Origin of the sequence: Pseudoalteromonas sp. XMcav1-K (assembly GCF_044005875.1) — a bacterium.
GTDB classification, from domain to species: Bacteria; Pseudomonadota; Gammaproteobacteria; order Enterobacterales; family Alteromonadaceae; genus Pseudoalteromonas; species Pseudoalteromonas spongiae.
This window is the reverse complement of record NZ_JBIPJE010000050.1, coordinates 437,900-453,943: the sequence shown is the minus strand read 5'-3', so window position 1 is coordinate 453,943 and position 16,044 is coordinate 437,900. Positions and strand designations below refer to the sequence as shown.

Annotated in this window: 18 protein-coding genes; 13 read left to right on the top strand and 5 right to left on the bottom strand. The window is 40.1% G+C overall.

Features of this window, described 5'->3' with window-relative positions; genetic code table 11:
* Positions 1–317: 317 nt before the first annotated feature.
* Positions 318–1,085 carry a hypothetical protein gene (locus ACHSBP_RS18985; protein ID WP_395390111.1) on the bottom strand — a complete coding sequence of 256 codons (768 nt, stop codon included), beginning with the start codon at positions 1,083–1,085 and terminating at the stop codon, positions 318–320.
* Between the two features lie 167 nt (positions 1,086–1,252).
* On the opposite strand from ACHSBP_RS18985, the gene ACHSBP_RS18980 reads away from it, so the two are divergent.
* Positions 1,253–1,420: a hypothetical protein gene (locus ACHSBP_RS18980; protein ID WP_395390110.1), complete on the top strand. Its 168-nt coding sequence runs from the start codon at positions 1,253–1,255 to the stop codon at positions 1,418–1,420.
* Positions 1,421–1,521: 101 nt separating this feature from the next.
* On the opposite strand, the gene ACHSBP_RS18975 is transcribed toward ACHSBP_RS18980, so the two are convergent.
* Together ACHSBP_RS18975 and ACHSBP_RS18970 are read right to left on the bottom strand one after the other, a co-directional pair.
* The gene (locus ACHSBP_RS18975; protein ID WP_395390109.1) at positions 1,522–1,989 is read right to left on the bottom strand and encodes a hypothetical protein; all 468 of its coding nucleotides are present in this window, start codon (positions 1,987–1,989) and stop codon (positions 1,522–1,524) included.
* Positions 1,982–2,446: a hypothetical protein gene (locus ACHSBP_RS18970; protein WP_395390108.1), complete on the bottom strand. Its 465-nt coding sequence runs from the start codon at positions 2,444–2,446 to the stop codon at positions 1,982–1,984. Before ACHSBP_RS18970 ends, ACHSBP_RS18975 begins: the two co-directional genes overlap by 8 nt.
* 57 nt (positions 2,447–2,503) lie before the next feature.
* Between ACHSBP_RS18970 and ACHSBP_RS18965 the strand changes: the two genes are divergently transcribed.
* Entirely contained in the window at positions 2,504–2,644 is a 141-nt protein-coding gene (locus ACHSBP_RS18965; RefSeq protein WP_395390107.1) for a hypothetical protein, read from the top strand.
* Positions 2,645–2,841: 197 nt separating this feature from the next.
* Here the strand turns inward: ACHSBP_RS18965 and ACHSBP_RS18960 are convergent, their stop codons facing one another.
* Entirely contained in the window at positions 2,842–3,246 is a 405-nt protein-coding gene (locus ACHSBP_RS18960) for a hypothetical protein (RefSeq protein ID WP_395390106.1), read from the bottom strand.
* 374 nt (positions 3,247–3,620) lie between these two features.
* Between ACHSBP_RS18960 and ACHSBP_RS18955 the strand changes: the two genes are divergently transcribed.
* The 5 genes from ACHSBP_RS18955 (at position 3,621) to ACHSBP_RS18935 (ending at position 10,734) form a co-directional block, all read left to right on the top strand.
* Positions 3,621–4,877: an efflux RND transporter periplasmic adaptor subunit gene (locus tag ACHSBP_RS18955; RefSeq protein WP_395390105.1), complete on the top strand. Its 1,257-nt coding sequence runs from the start codon at positions 3,621–3,623 to the stop codon at positions 4,875–4,877.
* 10 nt (positions 4,878–4,887) lie between these two features.
* Positions 4,888–5,628, top strand: coding sequence for an ABC transporter ATP-binding protein (locus ACHSBP_RS18950; protein ID WP_395390104.1), 741 nt, complete (start codon positions 4,888–4,890; stop codon positions 5,626–5,628).
* Entirely contained in the window at positions 5,625–8,057 is a 2,433-nt protein-coding gene (locus ACHSBP_RS18945) for an ABC transporter permease (protein ID WP_395390103.1), read from the top strand. The genes ACHSBP_RS18950 and ACHSBP_RS18945 overlap by 4 nt, the downstream gene beginning before the upstream one ends.
* Positions 8,058–8,143: 86 nt before the next feature.
* Entirely contained in the window at positions 8,144–9,469 is a 1,326-nt protein-coding gene (locus ACHSBP_RS18940) for a sigma-54-dependent transcriptional regulator (protein WP_395390102.1), read from the top strand.
* Complete coding sequence (locus tag ACHSBP_RS18935; protein ID WP_395390101.1) at positions 9,469–10,734, top strand: sensor histidine kinase; 1,266 nt, start codon at positions 9,469–9,471, stop codon at positions 10,732–10,734. Before ACHSBP_RS18940 ends, ACHSBP_RS18935 begins: the two co-directional genes overlap by 1 nt.
* A gap of 5 nt (positions 10,735–10,739) precedes the next feature.
* On the opposite strand, the gene ACHSBP_RS18930 is transcribed toward ACHSBP_RS18935, so the two are convergent.
* Positions 10,740–11,591 (bottom strand): LytTR family DNA-binding domain-containing protein, encoded by an 852-nt coding sequence (locus ACHSBP_RS18930; RefSeq protein ID WP_395390100.1) that lies wholly within the window; start codon positions 11,589–11,591, stop codon positions 10,740–10,742.
* A 145-nt stretch (positions 11,592–11,736) separates the two neighbouring features.
* Between ACHSBP_RS18930 and ACHSBP_RS18925 the strand changes: the two genes are divergently transcribed.
* The 6 genes from ACHSBP_RS18925 to ACHSBP_RS18900 all read left to right on the top strand — a co-directional run bounded on the left by ACHSBP_RS18925 (position 11,737) and on the right by ACHSBP_RS18900 (position 15,941).
* Positions 11,737–12,156 (top strand): DUF2141 domain-containing protein, encoded by a 420-nt coding sequence (locus ACHSBP_RS18925; RefSeq protein ID WP_395390099.1) that lies wholly within the window; start codon positions 11,737–11,739, stop codon positions 12,154–12,156.
* A gap of 11 nt (positions 12,157–12,167) precedes the next feature.
* The gene (locus ACHSBP_RS18920) at positions 12,168–13,691 is read left to right on the top strand and encodes a carotenoid oxygenase family protein (protein WP_395390098.1); all 1,524 of its coding nucleotides are present in this window, start codon (positions 12,168–12,170) and stop codon (positions 13,689–13,691) included.
* Between the two features lie 80 nt (positions 13,692–13,771).
* Positions 13,772–14,500, top strand: coding sequence for an SIMPL domain-containing protein (locus tag ACHSBP_RS18915; RefSeq protein WP_395390097.1), 729 nt, complete (start codon positions 13,772–13,774; stop codon positions 14,498–14,500).
* 133 nt (positions 14,501–14,633) lie between these two features.
* Entirely contained in the window at positions 14,634–14,939 is a 306-nt protein-coding gene (locus tag ACHSBP_RS18910) for a Fis family transcriptional regulator (protein ID WP_395390096.1), read from the top strand.
* Positions 14,940–14,970: 31 nt separating this feature from the next.
* The gene (locus ACHSBP_RS18905) at positions 14,971–15,372 is read left to right on the top strand and encodes a hypothetical protein (RefSeq protein WP_010558610.1); all 402 of its coding nucleotides are present in this window, start codon (positions 14,971–14,973) and stop codon (positions 15,370–15,372) included.
* 29 nt (positions 15,373–15,401) lie between these two features.
* On the top strand, positions 15,402–15,941 hold the full coding sequence (locus ACHSBP_RS18900; protein ID WP_100915724.1) for an isochorismatase family protein: 540 nt from the start codon (positions 15,402–15,404) through the stop codon (positions 15,939–15,941).
* The last annotated feature ends 103 nt before the right edge of the window (positions 15,942–16,044 follow it).

The window sequence follows — 16,044 nt, the reverse complement described above, 5'->3', positions numbered from 1 at the left end:
TTATTCATATCAATTCAACACAATCTAATACGTTTAAACATTTCACGCCTTTTTAAATGATAAAAGGCGGATTTAAGGGATAAAAGCATAAAAAGTGGTTTTTAGGGTGAGTTACTTCAGAGATATTGAGCTTGAAGCTGAGAAATAAAACCACTCTTTCTACCTAAGCTAAATACAACAGGCAATTTTGAAAAACTTGAAGACGTTATTTTGCTATTAATATGTTTATTATTTAGTCTAACTTCAAACTGTACTAGCTCAGACTTGATCTGACAGTTATCCGTTTTCCTAAGTTTACTCTGACCCTAGTTTTCCTTTTACTGTTCTAACCATAGGTTAGTTTGTTTGATAAGCTTTATAGCATGCTCATGTCCATTTTCAGCTGCTTGCTTTAGATAATACTTGCTGTATTTTTCATTTTTTAGTGGTGAACGAGGTAAGCTGTACACAGTAAAAAAGTGATAATATAAATGTTTATACATATCATTCGAAAAACCTTTGGTCTCAGCTCTAACCGATAGATACTTAACCATATTAATTATTGCGCCAGAATCATTAATATTTATTGATTCGTTTAAGACCAATCTTCCATAACATATTGCAGCTTCATCATCACCAGCATCAGATGCCAACTTTAATAAAGCCTTCAATTTCTCCTGATCTTTATACAATCCCTTTTTGTAAGCTTGATACAGATTAATTATTGCGTCTATGTCGCCCTCTTTGGATAACTCCAAAAGCACATCTACAGCTGCTGGTTTATTTTGTTCAAGCAATACAGTCCCGAGGTAAAATCGAGCTTCCTGATAATTTTTAGCAACCGCTTTTTTTAAATAGGATGTACTTGTTTTAAGGTCTTTAGTGTTGTTGTAAATTCCAAAAAAATGAACATAACCTTTGATAAAGTATGCTTCAGCCTGTTCATCTTCAATCCCTTTGTTAATTAGCACATCGATTTCAGCCCATTCCAATACTTCATTGGATTTCATATCAGCAATTACATCCTCTAGTTGAAGTGAGTCTTCTTTAGAAAATGAAAAAAAAGACGCTAACAAAAAAACAAATGCAAAATGTTTGATATACATTAATGGTTCCTAATGTTGAATCGGTGATTTAGAGCTTTGAAAGAATATTTCATTAACCGTCGTGGTCCATACCTCAATATTATGCACTACTGGGCATACGTAGTTTATATAATTCTGAAGAGCCAATTCTAACATTAGCTTTAGTGCCAACAAAGCCGTTATTGTTCATGAAGACTTTAGCACCAGGTTCAACTATCTTTAAATCTAAGCTTGTTGCTAGCGTTGCTTCTACACCAATATTTGAATCAACTGAAACTTCCAATGGCCCAGTAGCAGGAGTATTAAAAGTTCTCGTTACTATGCCATTTTCTGTAGAAACATTACCTTGTTTATAACGTGAGCCCGTTTGAATACGCCCTTCCTTGTAATTTTCCTTGAAGGAATCATTAGGAGATTTATCGTCAGTAAATAAGTTATAGTGGGTGTCTTTATTATTTTAAAGAGGTGACGCGGTTGACAAATATGTTTCATATTTGTCAAATAGAGCATCTACCTCTCTGTCAAGGTTTATTTCACAAGACGATAAAAGGTGCTTCAAATCCTCTCTGTTCATATTGGCTGCGAACATTCCATTAATACTAGAGTGAAAAATAAAGTAAGTAAGTCCTATTTTCGAGAGAGGCTTCAAATCTTGAAAATATAAAATCATATGTGATCTTGCAACGTTGATTTCCCAACTTTTTGTAGAGACTGAAGCGAAGGTTTTAAAAATAGCGTCCTTGTTTTTGGTTAGAGGAGCGACCTCTTTTATAAAACCATCTTCCTGCCCGTTTGGCTTTCTGTAGTAATACCACTCACCATTTTCACGATCACTGATAAAGCCTGGCGGTAAACTAAAATCTTTACATGGAAGTGCCAAACTACATATAGGGAATAGTAAAAATAACACTAATAACCTATTCATCCCACAGAGCTCCTCGCACATTACATGTACTTCCTGAGCAACTATAGTAGAATGTCGCACTCTGAGCATTCCCAGCTCGAGAAGTTGAAAACTCAATAAGAGGGTCTAGGTTTTCTTTGACTGCAACTGTAGATGTTGCGAAAGCTCCAAAGCTTGCTTTCATGAAATCTGCAAACTGTGCAAGCATATTTAGTTTGGAGGGTGCAGAAATGCCTGCAGACGCCTGTCCCGCAGCTTTAATAGCTTGAGCCTGATATGATGTAAAGCGGGGTAACATTGATACCTTTATCGCTTGGATTTCTGTCAGTGACATTCCACCTATATCATACCCCAATTTTTTGGACATAAGTTTTAATTCTCTAGAATTCATATTATTTATTCGATACTCCTCATTTTCAATCTGTTTAGCAGCATTTTCTGCTTCTGAAACGTTATCAAAACTACAATCATTTGACATGCAAAAGTTATACAAGTACTGAAATGCCGCAGTCACAGTAAATTAGAGTGAGTGTCTTTGTCATTTCCTCTGTTTTTATCGGCTTATAGCAAAAACAAGCTACTCGCGATAGATATTCCAAGCGGTAAAACCTTATTTGAACTACCCACAGGCAACGGCCCTGATGGTATTGGTTATTCACCGATTGTTTTGGAGTGATTGTGGATAAAAGAAAGGCTAAATTAGCAGTTAGTCCTTGAGCGTTCATCTAGAATCAACTTAATTTTTCCAGTTTAATAAATTAGAGCAGAAGCATTTTTAACTCAATGTACAGTTACTTTAGACAATACACTTTGTAGTACTTCATTTTTCATCTCTTGCTCTTCTTTATCTTGCTGTTCAGCTATCTCCAGTTCCTATATGCGAACTTGTTTTTCATGTTTTTTTTGTTCTTCGTCCAATTCGCTTACAAATACTGATTTTAATGCGCCCCATTGATCATCTTCTACCAAATTAATATCGAAGTCAGCATCCAGTTTTTCGCCATAAGGCACATTATAAATAACTGCGATCCACAGCTTCTTATTATGCTCTTTGCTATTACGAAACCAGTGTTTATGGGGAACAATCGCATCAGCCGAGTAATAAATTCCGTCATAGAAGAAGTCACCATCTAACCTTGCGAAGGCGACTGACTTACCTTCTTCGTCCGCTTTTTCTATTCTGCGTATTGCTTTTTCAAGGTATGTACCAGGCTGAAAAGCAAAATCTTCTTTTGTTAAACCTAAATATGGATTCGTGAATTTTTTACGTTTTATCATCAATTTTGCTCAGCATGTCGATTGTTATCAAACTAGTCACAGCCTATAGTCTATTTTTTGTTGAACAGTTACAACCGCTTTTAGTGCACCTTTTTACGCTCCAAACAGGTTATTTTGTAACACCTACCTTTATCTACAAGCTACCCTTGCATCTGAATACCTTCTCTAAAATAGCAAGTAAAATTGTGCGAATACACTTCACATTCTGAATACTTGTACGTATCACATTCAACTTTTCCCACTTTTAATTCCCATTCCCGTTCAAGGGAAAAATCAACTTCAACCACAAACACTAAGCAATTGATTTTATTAACTTTAATTTATGGCACAGCGTTCGCTATAGCTAAACTATCAAAAGTTATGAAGTTAGTCAGATGGATATTAAACAAAGCCTTGCAAGTAATAATAAAAAGAAACGTTGGCCGATGCCGCTTGCGATTATTTTATCGCTCAGTTTAGTAGTGGGGTTTGCATCCACCTTTAGCGATGGGGATGCCAGCATAAACAGTAATGAGTTACTGCTTGCAGACGTAAGTAGTGGATCACTTAAGTTAACGGTGTCGGGGTTTGGTCAACTGCGCTCTAAATACAGCCGTTTTATTACTGCCCGTTATCAAGCACAAGTAGAACAAGTATTTCATCTACCAGGTAGCCGAGTTGAAAAAGATACGGTGATTTTACGCCTTTCAAATCCCACACTTGAGCAACAACTAAACCGTGCTCGTTTAACACTCGCTCGTCAAAAAGCTAATTTCGAAGCGTTAAAGCTTAGCCAAAAAAGTGAAAAACTAAACCTTGAAGCAAACCTAACTTTGCTTGAAAGCGAACTCGCCAACGCCAATTTACGCGCTGAAGCTGAGCAAAAACTCATTGAGCAAGGCATTGTATCTACCCTTGATTATAAGCGCTCGCAATTAGCTGTATCGCAACTGAGTAAACGTGTTTCTCTTGCCAAACAACAGCTCAGCCAAGCGAGTGATTTACACAACCAACGCTTACAAGTTGAACGCGAATTAATGCGCGAATTTGAGCTTAGCTTTAATGCAGCACAATTAGATGTCGATAAACTCAATGTCACTGCTGGCATCAATGGCATGTTGCAAGCGGTCAATGTAGAGCAAGGTCAATCCGTGCAAATGGGCGCACCACTTGCGGTAGTTGGCAGTGAGCATCAACTACTTGCTGATTTAAATGTGCCAGAGCGCGAAGCAAGCCGTATTGAAGTCGGTCAAAAAGCAACTGTAAACACCTTCGCAGGTACAGTTTCAGCGGTGGTTAATCGTATTAATCCAATCGTCAGCGATGGTCGCATTACTGTGGAGCTTGAACTTACAGGCACCTTACCAAGCAATGCCCGCCCACAGCTCACCATTGAAGGTGATATTGTCACCGACGAGCTTAATCATGCCCTTTATGTGCGTCGCCCAAGCTTTGTAAGTGGCGATACACAAAACCATATTTTCATTTTAAACCCAGCCGAAAATCAATTGGTTAAAACCCAAGTTGAGTTTGGTAAACTAGCCGGCGATAACATTGTTATCAATTCAGGTGCAAATGCCGGTGACACCCTTGTAATTTCAGACAGCTCTGATTTTAAACACTTGCAAACAATAACGATTACAAATAATTAAGGAAGCAATCATGGAAAATACACCGGTAATTGAACTGACCAATGTGTCAAAAATTTACTTTAGCGACGACGTAGAAACTCACGCATTGAGCGATATCAACTTACAAATTCATAAAGGTGATTACATTGCCATTAGCGGCCCATCAGGCTGTGGTAAATCAACCTTATTAAGCGTGATGGGGTTGCTTGATGATGTCACCAGCGGCAGCTATAAAATTGAAGGTGTTGACACCAACAGCCTTAATATGGATACCCTTGCAGAGCTACGCAATTTGCATATTGGCTTTATTTTCCAATCGTTTAACTTAATTGATGAGCTTAGTGTTTACGACAATGTAGCGCTGCCGCTGTTGTATCGCGAACCCGCTTTAAGCAAAGCTGATATTGATACCCGCGTAAATACTGCACTTAAACAAGTGGAAATTGATCATCGTGCAAAACATAAACCAAATCAGTTATCAGGTGGTCAGCAACAACGTGTCGCGATAGCGCGCGCCCTTGCTGGCAGCCCAAGCATTTTATTAGTGGATGAACCAACGGGTAACCTCGATTCGAAAAATGGTGATGCGGTAATGGCGTTACTTGCCGAACTAAACGAACAAGGCACCACCATTTGCATGGTAACCCATGACCCGCGCTACGCAGGCTACGCTAAAAAACAAGTAAAACTGCTCGATGGCAAAGTGCTCAATACTGGCAAAGAAAGCGTATCTGCGGTTGATGTAACAACACAGTTGGAGGCGCATGCATGAGTGTCCAACGCCTAACCAAACAAATTAAACATGCCAGCAGCTCGCTGCTGCAAGCGCCAGGGTTTACCAGCGCCATTGTGCTCACTCTATCACTCACGCTTGCCTGCTTTTTTGTGGTAATGAGCTTATTTAGCAGCTACTTTATCAAACCACTTAATGTAGATAACGAAGCGCGCCTTGTAGTGGTGGAACAAGATAACGTTTATTCCGATAAAAACAGCCCCGGCTTTCAAAGCTTCCAGTCGATTATTCATTGGTATAACAACCACGACAATTTTGACAAAGTCGCTGCAATTAACATTGGCGAAGACGTAATCATGAACTTGCCGGGTCAGCCTAAGTTAAATATGACCTTTGCCAGCAACGACTATTACGACATTACCAATATGCAACTTGCTGCTGGTCAACATTTATCACCACAAAAACGCCTTGATGAGAAAAGTACCGAAGTACTGATCAGCTATTCAATTTGGCAAACCTATTTTGATGGCAGCAAAAATGCTATCGGACAAACGATCGAACTCGTTCATGGCCAATATAAAATTGTTGGGGTTGTAGCTAAAGACTACGCAAACCCATTTATGTTTAACCGCAGTAAAAGTGATTTATGGTTTCACTTTAGCGGTGATTCGCGGTTTTATAATGACGATCGCCCAAGCCCGTGGTGGAACTTATTTGGTAGCCTAAAACTTATCGGTACGCTCAAAGCAGGTGAAACGCCAGAATCTACCAAAGCCTACTTGCACGCACGTATCTTAGAAATTAAAAGTGATTGGAAAGCAGAGTTTGATGAAGTAGACGATATTGTGCCAATTGTGACACCGTTTCGCGAAAAAGAGCTTAACGGCAACGATACGTTAGCAATTTTTATGTTAGTAGGCGTTGTAAGCCTAGTGTTGATTGCACTCTTAAATGTCAGTAACTTGTTTATTTCTCGCGCCGTAGTTAAGCACAAACAACTCGCACTGCAAGCAGTTTTAGGGGCAAAACGCAGCGTTATTTTCACCAGTATTTTAGTGGAATCAAGCCTGTTGATGGTGGTATCGGCACTGGCTGGTTTATTTTTTGCGGCGTGGGGCATCAAACTCTTTAAGTTTTTAAGTGAAGGTCATTTACCACTTATTAGCGCCATTAATCTCGACCTTACCGTAGTCTCTTCTGCCGTAATTTGCTGTGTGGTATTTGCTTGGTTATTTGCTTTTATTACCAGCCGATTAATCAACTTTGGCCAGCTTAGAACGCAAATTCAAAGCTCAGGCAAAGGCGGCGTAAGCCAAATTAAAGGCAGTACCGTAAAGCTGTTAATTGCGCTGCAACTGTTTTTAGCAACGGCCCTTGTAATTGGTGCCACCATGGCATTAAACAAAACGTTAGAAACGCTATTACGACCGCTTGGCAGTGAAGTGGAAAATCGCTATAGCACCATGCTCTTTATCAACGATAGAGAACGTACTCTCGAACAAAAATACAATGACTTACAAAAAATTCGCGCTGCAGTGGCAAACATTGAGGGTGTTGTTAAGGTTGGCCACGGCGACAGCCCAGTAAACGACGGACTACGCTCAAGCACAGTAAAAGATATGTCAGGTAAAGAAACCGTCTTTATTCCACAAGCCTGGGTAGGCCCTGATTACTTTGATATTACTGGCCTAAAAATTATAGAAGGGCGCACCTTTAGCGAAGCCGCTATTCGCGGTGAAAAACACGAGTTTTTGGTCACCAAAGCAGTTAACGATATGCTCAAACCTGGTGGCAGTTTAGTTGGCGAAAAGTTCTTAAGTTTTGACCCTGAAAACCCTGTTGAAGTGGTTGGTATTACTGAAAACTTTAACCACCCAAAATTTTTCGACAAACACCAAGGGCGACACTTTTGGTGGGCTGCACAGCCATATGCATTTGGCTTAATCATTCAAATGGAACAAGGAAAAACCTTTAACCGAGAGCAGCTGTTACAGGCAGCGCGTACAGTTGATAGCCGCATTGGCCTTTGGAAGTTCGATTTTCTGGAAGATGAATACGCCAAAATGGTTCATATGGAGCGTATTACATTAAGCTTAAGCATTGTGTTGGCACTCTTTACCCTAGTTCTGGCGGGTATTGGTATTTACGGTGTACTTAGCTATAACCTAGGTCTGCGCCGCTACGAATACGGTATGCGCATGGCACTCGGTGCAAAACGCAAGCGTTTGTATCAGCAATTGTTGTCAGACACCTTACTGCCTTTAGCGTTTGCTTTTATTGCCGCATTAGTGGTGATGGTTGGTGGTTACACAATGTTTAAAGTTGAATTAGCAAATTGGTTGCTTCTCAATTGGCTATGGCTCACTATAACCGCAGCTAGCATTGTGTTATTTGCACTGTTTGCCACATTATTCCCAATGAGCAAACTAATAAATGCAAAACCAATGGCAGCACTAAGAGATAATTAACCTAAATTTGGGGTTAATACCTCTGTCCTTAGCCAGTTAAGAAAGCCCTTAATTGGTTAAGGCTTTAAAGCTATAAAAATAAAATTATGAAAAAAATACTGATTATTGATGATCACATCGATGTGCGTTTATCGGCGCGCATTGTACTTGAAAGCCATGGTTACACGTGCACAGAAGCCGACCACCCAAGTGTCGGCTTAGCCCTTTTAAAAAATCAGCAAATCGATTTAATTTTGCTTGATATGAACTTCACCAAAGACACCACATCTGGTGAAGAAGGCCTTGGTTTTTTAAAAGAGCTGAAACGCCAAGAGCTGACAATTCCCGTAATAGTCATCACCGCATGGGCAAAAGTAGACCTAGCAGTTAAAGCCATGCAACTTGGTGCATCCGACTTTGTAGAAAAGCCTTGGAAAAACGCCAAATTACTCGAATCTATTGAAAACCAATTAACGCCAGAAAATACCAGCGATTGCCAACCTAGCTCCGGCTTTTTAGCGTTAGGCGAACAATCGAAAGCGCTCGTTAAAGCCGCAAGCCGCATCGCAAAAACTGACGCAAATGTGCTGATCACCGGCGAAAATGGCTCAGGTAAAAGCCTACTTGCAAAGTACATTCACGATAACAGCCCACGCGCAAAACACGATATGGTGAGTGTCAATATGGCTGCTATTCCGGATAATTTATTTGAAAGCGAATTATTTGGTCATAAAAAAGGCGCATTTACCGACGCCAAAGAAAACCGCGAAGGACGCTTTTCTCTAGCAAACGGCAGTACCTTATTTTTAGATGAAATTGGTACTTTGCCAATGCCACTGCAAGCCAAAATGCTGCGCGTTTTAGAGACTGGTGAATTTGAAATTCTCGGCAGCTCAAAAACCCAAACCAGCAATGCACGCATTATTTCGGCAACCAATGCCGACCTTGAAAAAGCCATTAGCAATGGCGAATTTAGACGCGATTTATTGTTTAGGCTCAATACTTTAGTACTCACAATTCCGCCGCTTCGCGAACGCCAAGATGAAATTGCCTTACTCGCCAATCATTTTATTGAAAAGCACTGTAAGCGCTATGGGTTTGAGCCTTTACAACTTACAAATACCGCATTAGAAAAACTCAAAGCGCACAGTTGGCCGGGCAATGTACGCGAGTTATCACACGTATTAGAGCGTGCAGTGATCATGACCGATGGCGACAGTATTGATGCAACACATTTGCAACTCGAGCTCAGCACACAACATGAAAGCGTGCCACTAATGAACCTAGAGCAAGCTGAAAAGCTGATGATCAATAATGCGCTCAAGCACTTTGATGGCAACGTAATTGCTGCGGGCGAATTTTTAGGGTTAAGTAAATCTGCCATTTATCGCCGCATCGAAAAATTCAATATTAGCGTTAAAGAGAGCAACTAATGCAAAAGCACTCGTTAGAACGCACGGTCATCACACTTTTTACGCTACCTTGTTTAATTTTATTAGGGCTGTTAATTTTTTTAATTGTGCACTTTAAGCTCGATTTTCTTGAAGGCACAACACTGATTATTGCCCTACTCGCCCCAACTGTTGTAGTGTTCGCTGCACTTTATCGCCGATTTTTTAATACTCTCGACAGTGTCGCTGTGCAGCTTGATGGCTTAGCTAATGAAGAGTTTACGGTATGGCACCTTGCTAAGTACTCAGCAGGCCGAGTTGCAGGGCTTAAACGCGATTTACACACCATTGCCAAGCGCATTCAAAATAAACGCCATGAATATGCACAAAACGAAAGCTTTATCTTTGATTTTATTAACGAGCTTGAACTGCCCATTATTGTCATTGATAGCCAATCGCAGGTTTATCATCATAACCAAGCGGCATCTAACTACTACCAAAAAACAAATTTACTGGGTAATGATTTAACAAGTTTAGGGCTGAGCGTCGATGCTGACAAATGGCAACTTGAGCAAAATAATCAACGCCACAAAGTCGTTGCCCATGCGCTTAACCGCGGTAATCGTCATTATCGTTTATTGGTGTTTGTATCGATTGAGCAGTCTTTAAGACACAACGAAAAAGAAGCATGGCAAAAACTAGTAAGAGTGCTTAATCACGAAGTGCGCAACTCACTTACGCCTATTTATTCTATGGCGCAATCACTGCAAGAATTGCCAAAACTAACGCAATCAGACTTACAAAGCACCATGCTTAACGTGATTGAAAAACGTGCCGAGCACTTGTTGGAGTTTGTTGCAAGCTACTCCAAACTGTCTCAAATTCCAAGTGCAAAACTAGCCAGCGTTACCACAGATGCAATAGCCAAACGCTGCGAGGCGCTATTCCCCGAAGTCGATATCATCATTGAACAAAATGGCACTATAACCTGTGATATTGAGCAGCTCGAACAAGCACTACTCAACCTTGTAAAAAACGCCAATGAGGCAAATTTAACTGCAAACTCGTCTGGCGTGACTATTCGGATTAATCAAACCGATAATTGGCAAATTGCCATTGAAGACAACGGTATTGGCGTTGATTTAAACGACAACCTATTTGTGCCGTTTTACTCTACCAAACCTGAAGGTTCAGGCATTGGCTTAGTATTAAGCCGTGAATTAATACGAAACCAAAACGGTGAGTTAACACTTACAAACAAAACTGATAAGCCAGGTGCGATTGCGCTTATAAAATTTCAAAATTAATGGTGTTATTTTAGATCTAACACCGCTTTGGTATTTGCTAAATAGGTTTGCGACACTGGCACTTCAGTGCCATTTTGCAAAACAAGAATAAGCTTGCGCCCGTCTTTTTTAGTATCTACCACAGCGTCTTTGGCTACCCACCAAGAACGATGTGTTTGAAAGCCGTCATAATGTTCAAGTTTCGCGAGTGCATCTTTAAAGCGCATCAATAACAGATGCTCGCCTTTATCTGTTATTACATTTAAGTAGTGGTCGTCCATTTGCAAACAAATTAACCTGCCGCGTTTGGCAATCGGCAGCTCATTAATCAAAGATTCGATTGGCTGGCTTTGAATGGTATCGACTTTTTCCGATTCAAGCGCTAATTCTTCCGCACTTTGTTTAAGCAGTTGCTGTTGTTGCAACATTAACGATTTAATTGAGCTTACACCTGCAATAATGCCACCAATAACCGTGCAATATAAAATCGACATAGGTAATGATTGCAAATAGCTATTATCAAAATAGTTAAAAAAGAGATTAATAATAAAGGGCGCTAACAACCCCATTAAAACACTTGCTACTAATGTTGAAAGTACAAGTCGAACGGCTTTGCTGTTTATCCGATCGGGTAAATTTCTATCGAGTAGTTTTGACAAAAAGAACATTGTTGGCGAGTAAATTACGTAGCCAGCAAAGCACATCACACTCCAGAAAAACCCTGCATAAAAGATGTCAATTTGATGCATACCAAACGGACGAAGAAACGTTAAAAACAACACAAAAATAGCGACAACAACGGTATCAGTCGCTAAATCTCTTGCGTCTAAAAACTCTCTTATCGATTGATTATTAAAGTTAATTTCACGATTCGCCAATTGTACATCCTGTTTTTTTTATTATTTCACGAAGTAATGAACTCACTTTACGAAAGGTCGATTGAGCACTGAAAAAAATCGTCATATTGTGATTCCAACGAGCAAAATAACACTCATTAAAAAACAATTTAATTAAGGAGATTCGATGAACTTTTTAACACTATCTACGCTTTCGTTAAGCCTTTTTATATTACCTGTATCTGCACAAACCGTGCAATTTAATATTGAAGGTATTCAACACGATAAAGGGAAGTTATACATCCAATTATTCAAAGGCGAAAACAACTTTAAAAAAGGTGAAGCACACAATGTAGCAATCGTGAATGCAAAAAAAGGGCAACTTACAGTGACTTTCAATGATGTTGAACCCGGTGACTATGCCATTCGCTACTTCCATGATGAAAACAATAACCGAGACTTCGACAACAACATGTTTGGTATGCCAATCGAAGGTTATGGCTTCTCAAATAATGCGCCGGTAAATTTTGGTCCGCCAAGCTATCAGCAAATGACCTTCATAGTATCGGATGTTGCCGTTATTAATTCATCAACTGTTAACTACTAGGGAGCGAAGTAATGCAAAGACGTGAAGCCTTAAAAAGTATGCTCGGTTTATCTGTTGCTGCAGCTGCTTGTAACCCCTTTCCTGCGCTAGCAAATTTGGCTGGCACCAGTGAAGATATCATGGCGCAGTTCGCAACCAGTTTTGACAAGGCTGCTCTTAGTAACCCTAGTTTAATTGGTTTAAAAAGCATGTCTGGTGATATTCCTTGGCAAAACTTAACCATTGAAGGGAAATTACCAAAAGCGCTTCGCGGCAATTTTTATCGTAATGGGCCTGCGGTGCATCAGCGCAATGGACAACGCTACACTCATCTGTTTGAAGGTGATGGCATGATCCAACATTTTAACTTTACTGATACTGGCATTCAGCACCGCGCTAAGTTTGTAAAAACCAACAAGTACACTCAAGAGCAGGCCGCAGATAAGTTTTTATTCTCTGGACCAAATAGCAAGTTACCCGGCAGCTTGCCTGTCAATAAAACCGACATCATTAATGCTGCCAATACTAATATTATTCCGGTAAATGGCGAGCTATGGGCACTTTGGGAAGCGGGCTCTGCAACCGCAATAGATGCAAGTAGTTTGGACGCAAAAGGTCTTGTAAACCTTGGCGAAAACACACGTTATGGCAATAGTTTAAAAGGACTCGCCTTTTCAGCCCACCCAAAAATTGAATCGGACGGTACAATTTGGAATTTTGGCAGTACCGTTACGGGCGACATTGTACTTTACCATCTTAATAACCGCGGAATAACACAAAAGGTAAACTTACTTAAAACCAATTACCGTGGCGGCATGTTACATGACTTTTTAATCACGCAGAATAATATACTGATCATCTTACCGTCACTTGATAGAGATAAAACCGATGAGCGTTTGTTCAGCGCAATTCGTTTCAACAACAGTCTGCCTATGAAGGTATTAGTCATAGACAAAAATACCTTAACACTGACGCGCGAATACCAAGTGGATGCAGGCTTTGCCTTTCATTTTGGTAATGCGTGGGAAGACACCGATGGTACGATTCGCTTTGATGCCAGCCTTTACCCAAATTGTGAAAACTTACATCATATGAGTGATTTAATGCGTGGTAAAACGTCGGATGCAACGCCTGCCAACACCGTATTGTTCACACTCCATCCAAATGGTACTAGCGATAAGCAAGTAATTGATGGCATCAGTGAATTCCCACGCGTGTACGACCACTTAACAGGGTTACAAAATAATTTACTGGTGACACTATCATCAATACAAAGTGATGTATGGAGTGACAGTGTGCGCGTTATAAATGTAAATAATGGCAAGCAAGATACCTTTGTTTATGGCGAAGATTTTTTAGTTGAAGAGCATGTGATTGTTGATAAGTCACAACAAGAAGGCAATGGCTATTTAGTCGGCACAGCACTGCATGTGCCGTCAAAACGCACCTGCGTTAATATTTTTAAAATAGGTCATGTCAGTGATGGTCCCGTGTGTCGTGCTTGGTTAGGGCAAGCGTTACCGCTTGGCTTTCATGGTAATTTTGTTGCGGTTTAAACAATTCTTGACAATGCTTTATGGTGAACTTATCTATAATTCATAACTCAAAACAGAGACTTATTTAAAAAGGACGCACCATGAAGCCATTGTTTTATTTATCACTGTTAGCGCTTTCAAGTTTAGCATCTGCAAACAGCCATTTACCAAATCACCGCCATATTGCAATTACCGGCTACGGCGAAACTTCAGTTAAGCCAGACATCGCCGTTTTACATTTTTCGGTAGAGCATACCGATAAAAAAAGCGCAGAGGCCAAAGCTGAAGTCGATAAACGCTTTAATACCCTGTTGAAAGGTCTTAAAAAATACAATATTAGCGAAAAAGACATTGTTGCATCACGCATTGCTGTATCACCGCGATACGAGTATTCGCAGCAAGAGCGCAAACAACTGCATGTTGGCTACTCTGCAAGTCGCTCAATTCAAGTAACCGTGAACGATTTAACCATGCTTAGTGATGTGATGGATTTAGCGTTAAGCGTTGAAGTAAACCAAATTCAACGTGTTGAAATGGCTTCGTCAAAAGAAGAACAGCTTCAGCAAAAAGCGGTGGAACTTGCCATTGAAAATGCGAAAACCAATGGTGCAGCCCTCGCCAATTCATTTGGCGCAGCACTTGGCAAGGTTTACAGTATTAACGCGCAAAATTACGACCAAATTAAGCATTACGGAACAATGGAAAAAATGGGTAATGCACGCATGATGAGTGCTGACACGGGATCGGTTTCGCCCGGTACCTATTTACAAGATGATCTCACCTTTAAGGCGACAATTAATGTGGTGTTTGATTTAAAAGGTAAAAACTAATTAATGAGTTAATAACGAACCTATTGCGAACACATCTAATACAGCAGTAGTTACTAGAAAATAATGTGTTATCTAACGCTTAGGTTAGTTATAGTGGGCAGCGTATAATCGCTGCCCAAGGTTTTTAAATTACATGCGTAAATCCGATAAAAAATTAGATAACCAAATCCGCATTGCGCTCACGAAACTTTGCGAAGAAGCCCTTAAAGACTTAGCGGGGTTTTGCTGGGTTACGCACACAGTTAACTTTCAAAAATTTCCGCAAAGTTTGCAGATTACCTGCGTTTTTGAAGACACAAATGCCTTATCCAATTTTACCAATAGCGAGCACTTGCACTCAGTCCGCTCGCAAATAGAGCAAACGCTTAAACAACTAAATATTAATACTGCTGCTATCAAAGAGTGTGTTACTTTCGTAACCAAACAGGATGCACCTTAGCGCCTGTTTACACCTATTAAATGGAGTTTTTATGATTAGATTATTATTTTGCCTTATCGCATTTTCGCCACTTACCTTATTTGCTAATCAAAATGTGATTAGTGTTGATCGCGTAGTACCACATAGTTTTGAACTGGCATTTCCAAACGAGCGCAACATCGAACCTGAATTAAGCGACTTCCATGTAAAAAACTTTGTATTAATGAGCAACGAAAATGGTGAGCGTTTCGCTGTAGTGACCATTCAAAACCTTGCTAATGGCTCGCGTACGCTCAATCATAAACATTTAATGGCACAAGTTAGCAATGGCGCGCGTATTCGCCCATTAGCATTTGAGCAAATGTTTAAAGACGATGAAACCTTATCGCTCACCATTCAATTTGGTGAAAGTCATTTTCCATTATTAACCGTTTATTCTCGCACTAAAGGCTAAACTCAAGGCGAACAATCGAGGCAAATAACATGATTACACGTAATAATGCAGGCTTAATTGTTGTTGATATTCAAGGAAAACTAGCAAGCCTAATGGCAGGCGGTGATGCCTATATTGACCATTGTTGCGCGCTTATCTCAGGCGCGAAAATTCTTAATCTTCCGATCATTTGGCTTGAACAAAACCCTGAAAAATTAGGCGAAACACATCCTAAAATAGCAAACTTACTGGCCGACATTACGCCCATCACAAAATACACCTTTGATGCCTTTCGCGAGCCCGTGTTTATGCAAACAATTGAGCACGAAAGTAAGGCTCATTGGCTGGTCTGTGGTATTGAAGCGCATATTTGTGTTTATCAAACCTGCTCAAGTTTGCTGCTCAACAATTACCAAGTACACTTGGTGGGCGACTGTATTGCATCTCGTAAAGCAGAAAATAAACAGCTTGCCATCACTAAACTACAGCAATTAGGTGCACATATTACGGGGCTTGAAATGAGCCTGTTTGAATTAGTGAAAGATTGCCGCGACGAGCACTTTAAAGCGATACTAAATTTAATTAAATAAGCTGAGCTTAGGTTAAATAGTATTGATGTTTCGTGTTGTTTAATCGCATGACTTACCTGAAACACGCGCTACTATGGTAAACTTGGCGCGTGTTTTATAAATA

Coding starts and splice junctions, on each gene's coding strand:
- ACHSBP_RS18985 (WP_395390111.1), bottom strand. CDS start 1,085: ATGTATATCAAACATTTTGCATTTGTTTTTTTGTTAGCGTCTTTTTTT.
- ACHSBP_RS18950 (WP_395390104.1), top strand. CDS start 4,888: ATGGAAAATACACCGGTAATTGAACTGACCAATGTGTCAAAAATTTAC.
- ACHSBP_RS18910 (WP_395390096.1), top strand. CDS start 14,634: ATGCGTAAATCCGATAAAAAATTAGATAACCAAATCCGCATTGCGCTC.
- ACHSBP_RS18940 (WP_395390102.1), top strand. CDS start 8,144: ATGAAAAAAATACTGATTATTGATGATCACATCGATGTGCGTTTATCG.
- ACHSBP_RS18915 (WP_395390097.1), top strand. CDS start 13,772: ATGAAGCCATTGTTTTATTTATCACTGTTAGCGCTTTCAAGTTTAGCA.
- ACHSBP_RS18905 (WP_010558610.1), top strand. CDS start 14,971: ATGATTAGATTATTATTTTGCCTTATCGCATTTTCGCCACTTACCTTA.
- ACHSBP_RS18960 (WP_395390106.1), bottom strand. CDS start 3,246: ATGATAAAACGTAAAAAATTCACGAATCCATATTTAGGTTTAACAAAA.
- ACHSBP_RS18980 (WP_395390110.1), top strand. CDS start 1,253: ATGAAGACTTTAGCACCAGGTTCAACTATCTTTAAATCTAAGCTTGTT.
- ACHSBP_RS18945 (WP_395390103.1), top strand. CDS start 5,625: ATGAGTGTCCAACGCCTAACCAAACAAATTAAACATGCCAGCAGCTCG.
- ACHSBP_RS18925 (WP_395390099.1), top strand. CDS start 11,737: ATGAACTTTTTAACACTATCTACGCTTTCGTTAAGCCTTTTTATATTA.
- ACHSBP_RS18955 (WP_395390105.1), top strand. CDS start 3,621: ATGGATATTAAACAAAGCCTTGCAAGTAATAATAAAAAGAAACGTTGG.
- ACHSBP_RS18975 (WP_395390109.1), bottom strand. CDS start 1,989: ATGAATAGGTTATTAGTGTTATTTTTACTATTCCCTATATGTAGTTTG.
- ACHSBP_RS18920 (WP_395390098.1), top strand. CDS start 12,168: ATGCAAAGACGTGAAGCCTTAAAAAGTATGCTCGGTTTATCTGTTGCT.
- ACHSBP_RS18900 (WP_100915724.1), top strand. CDS start 15,402: ATGATTACACGTAATAATGCAGGCTTAATTGTTGTTGATATTCAAGGA.
- ACHSBP_RS18970 (WP_395390108.1), bottom strand. CDS start 2,446: ATGTCAAATGATTGTAGTTTTGATAACGTTTCAGAAGCAGAAAATGCT.
- ACHSBP_RS18935 (WP_395390101.1), top strand. CDS start 9,469: ATGCAAAAGCACTCGTTAGAACGCACGGTCATCACACTTTTTACGCTA.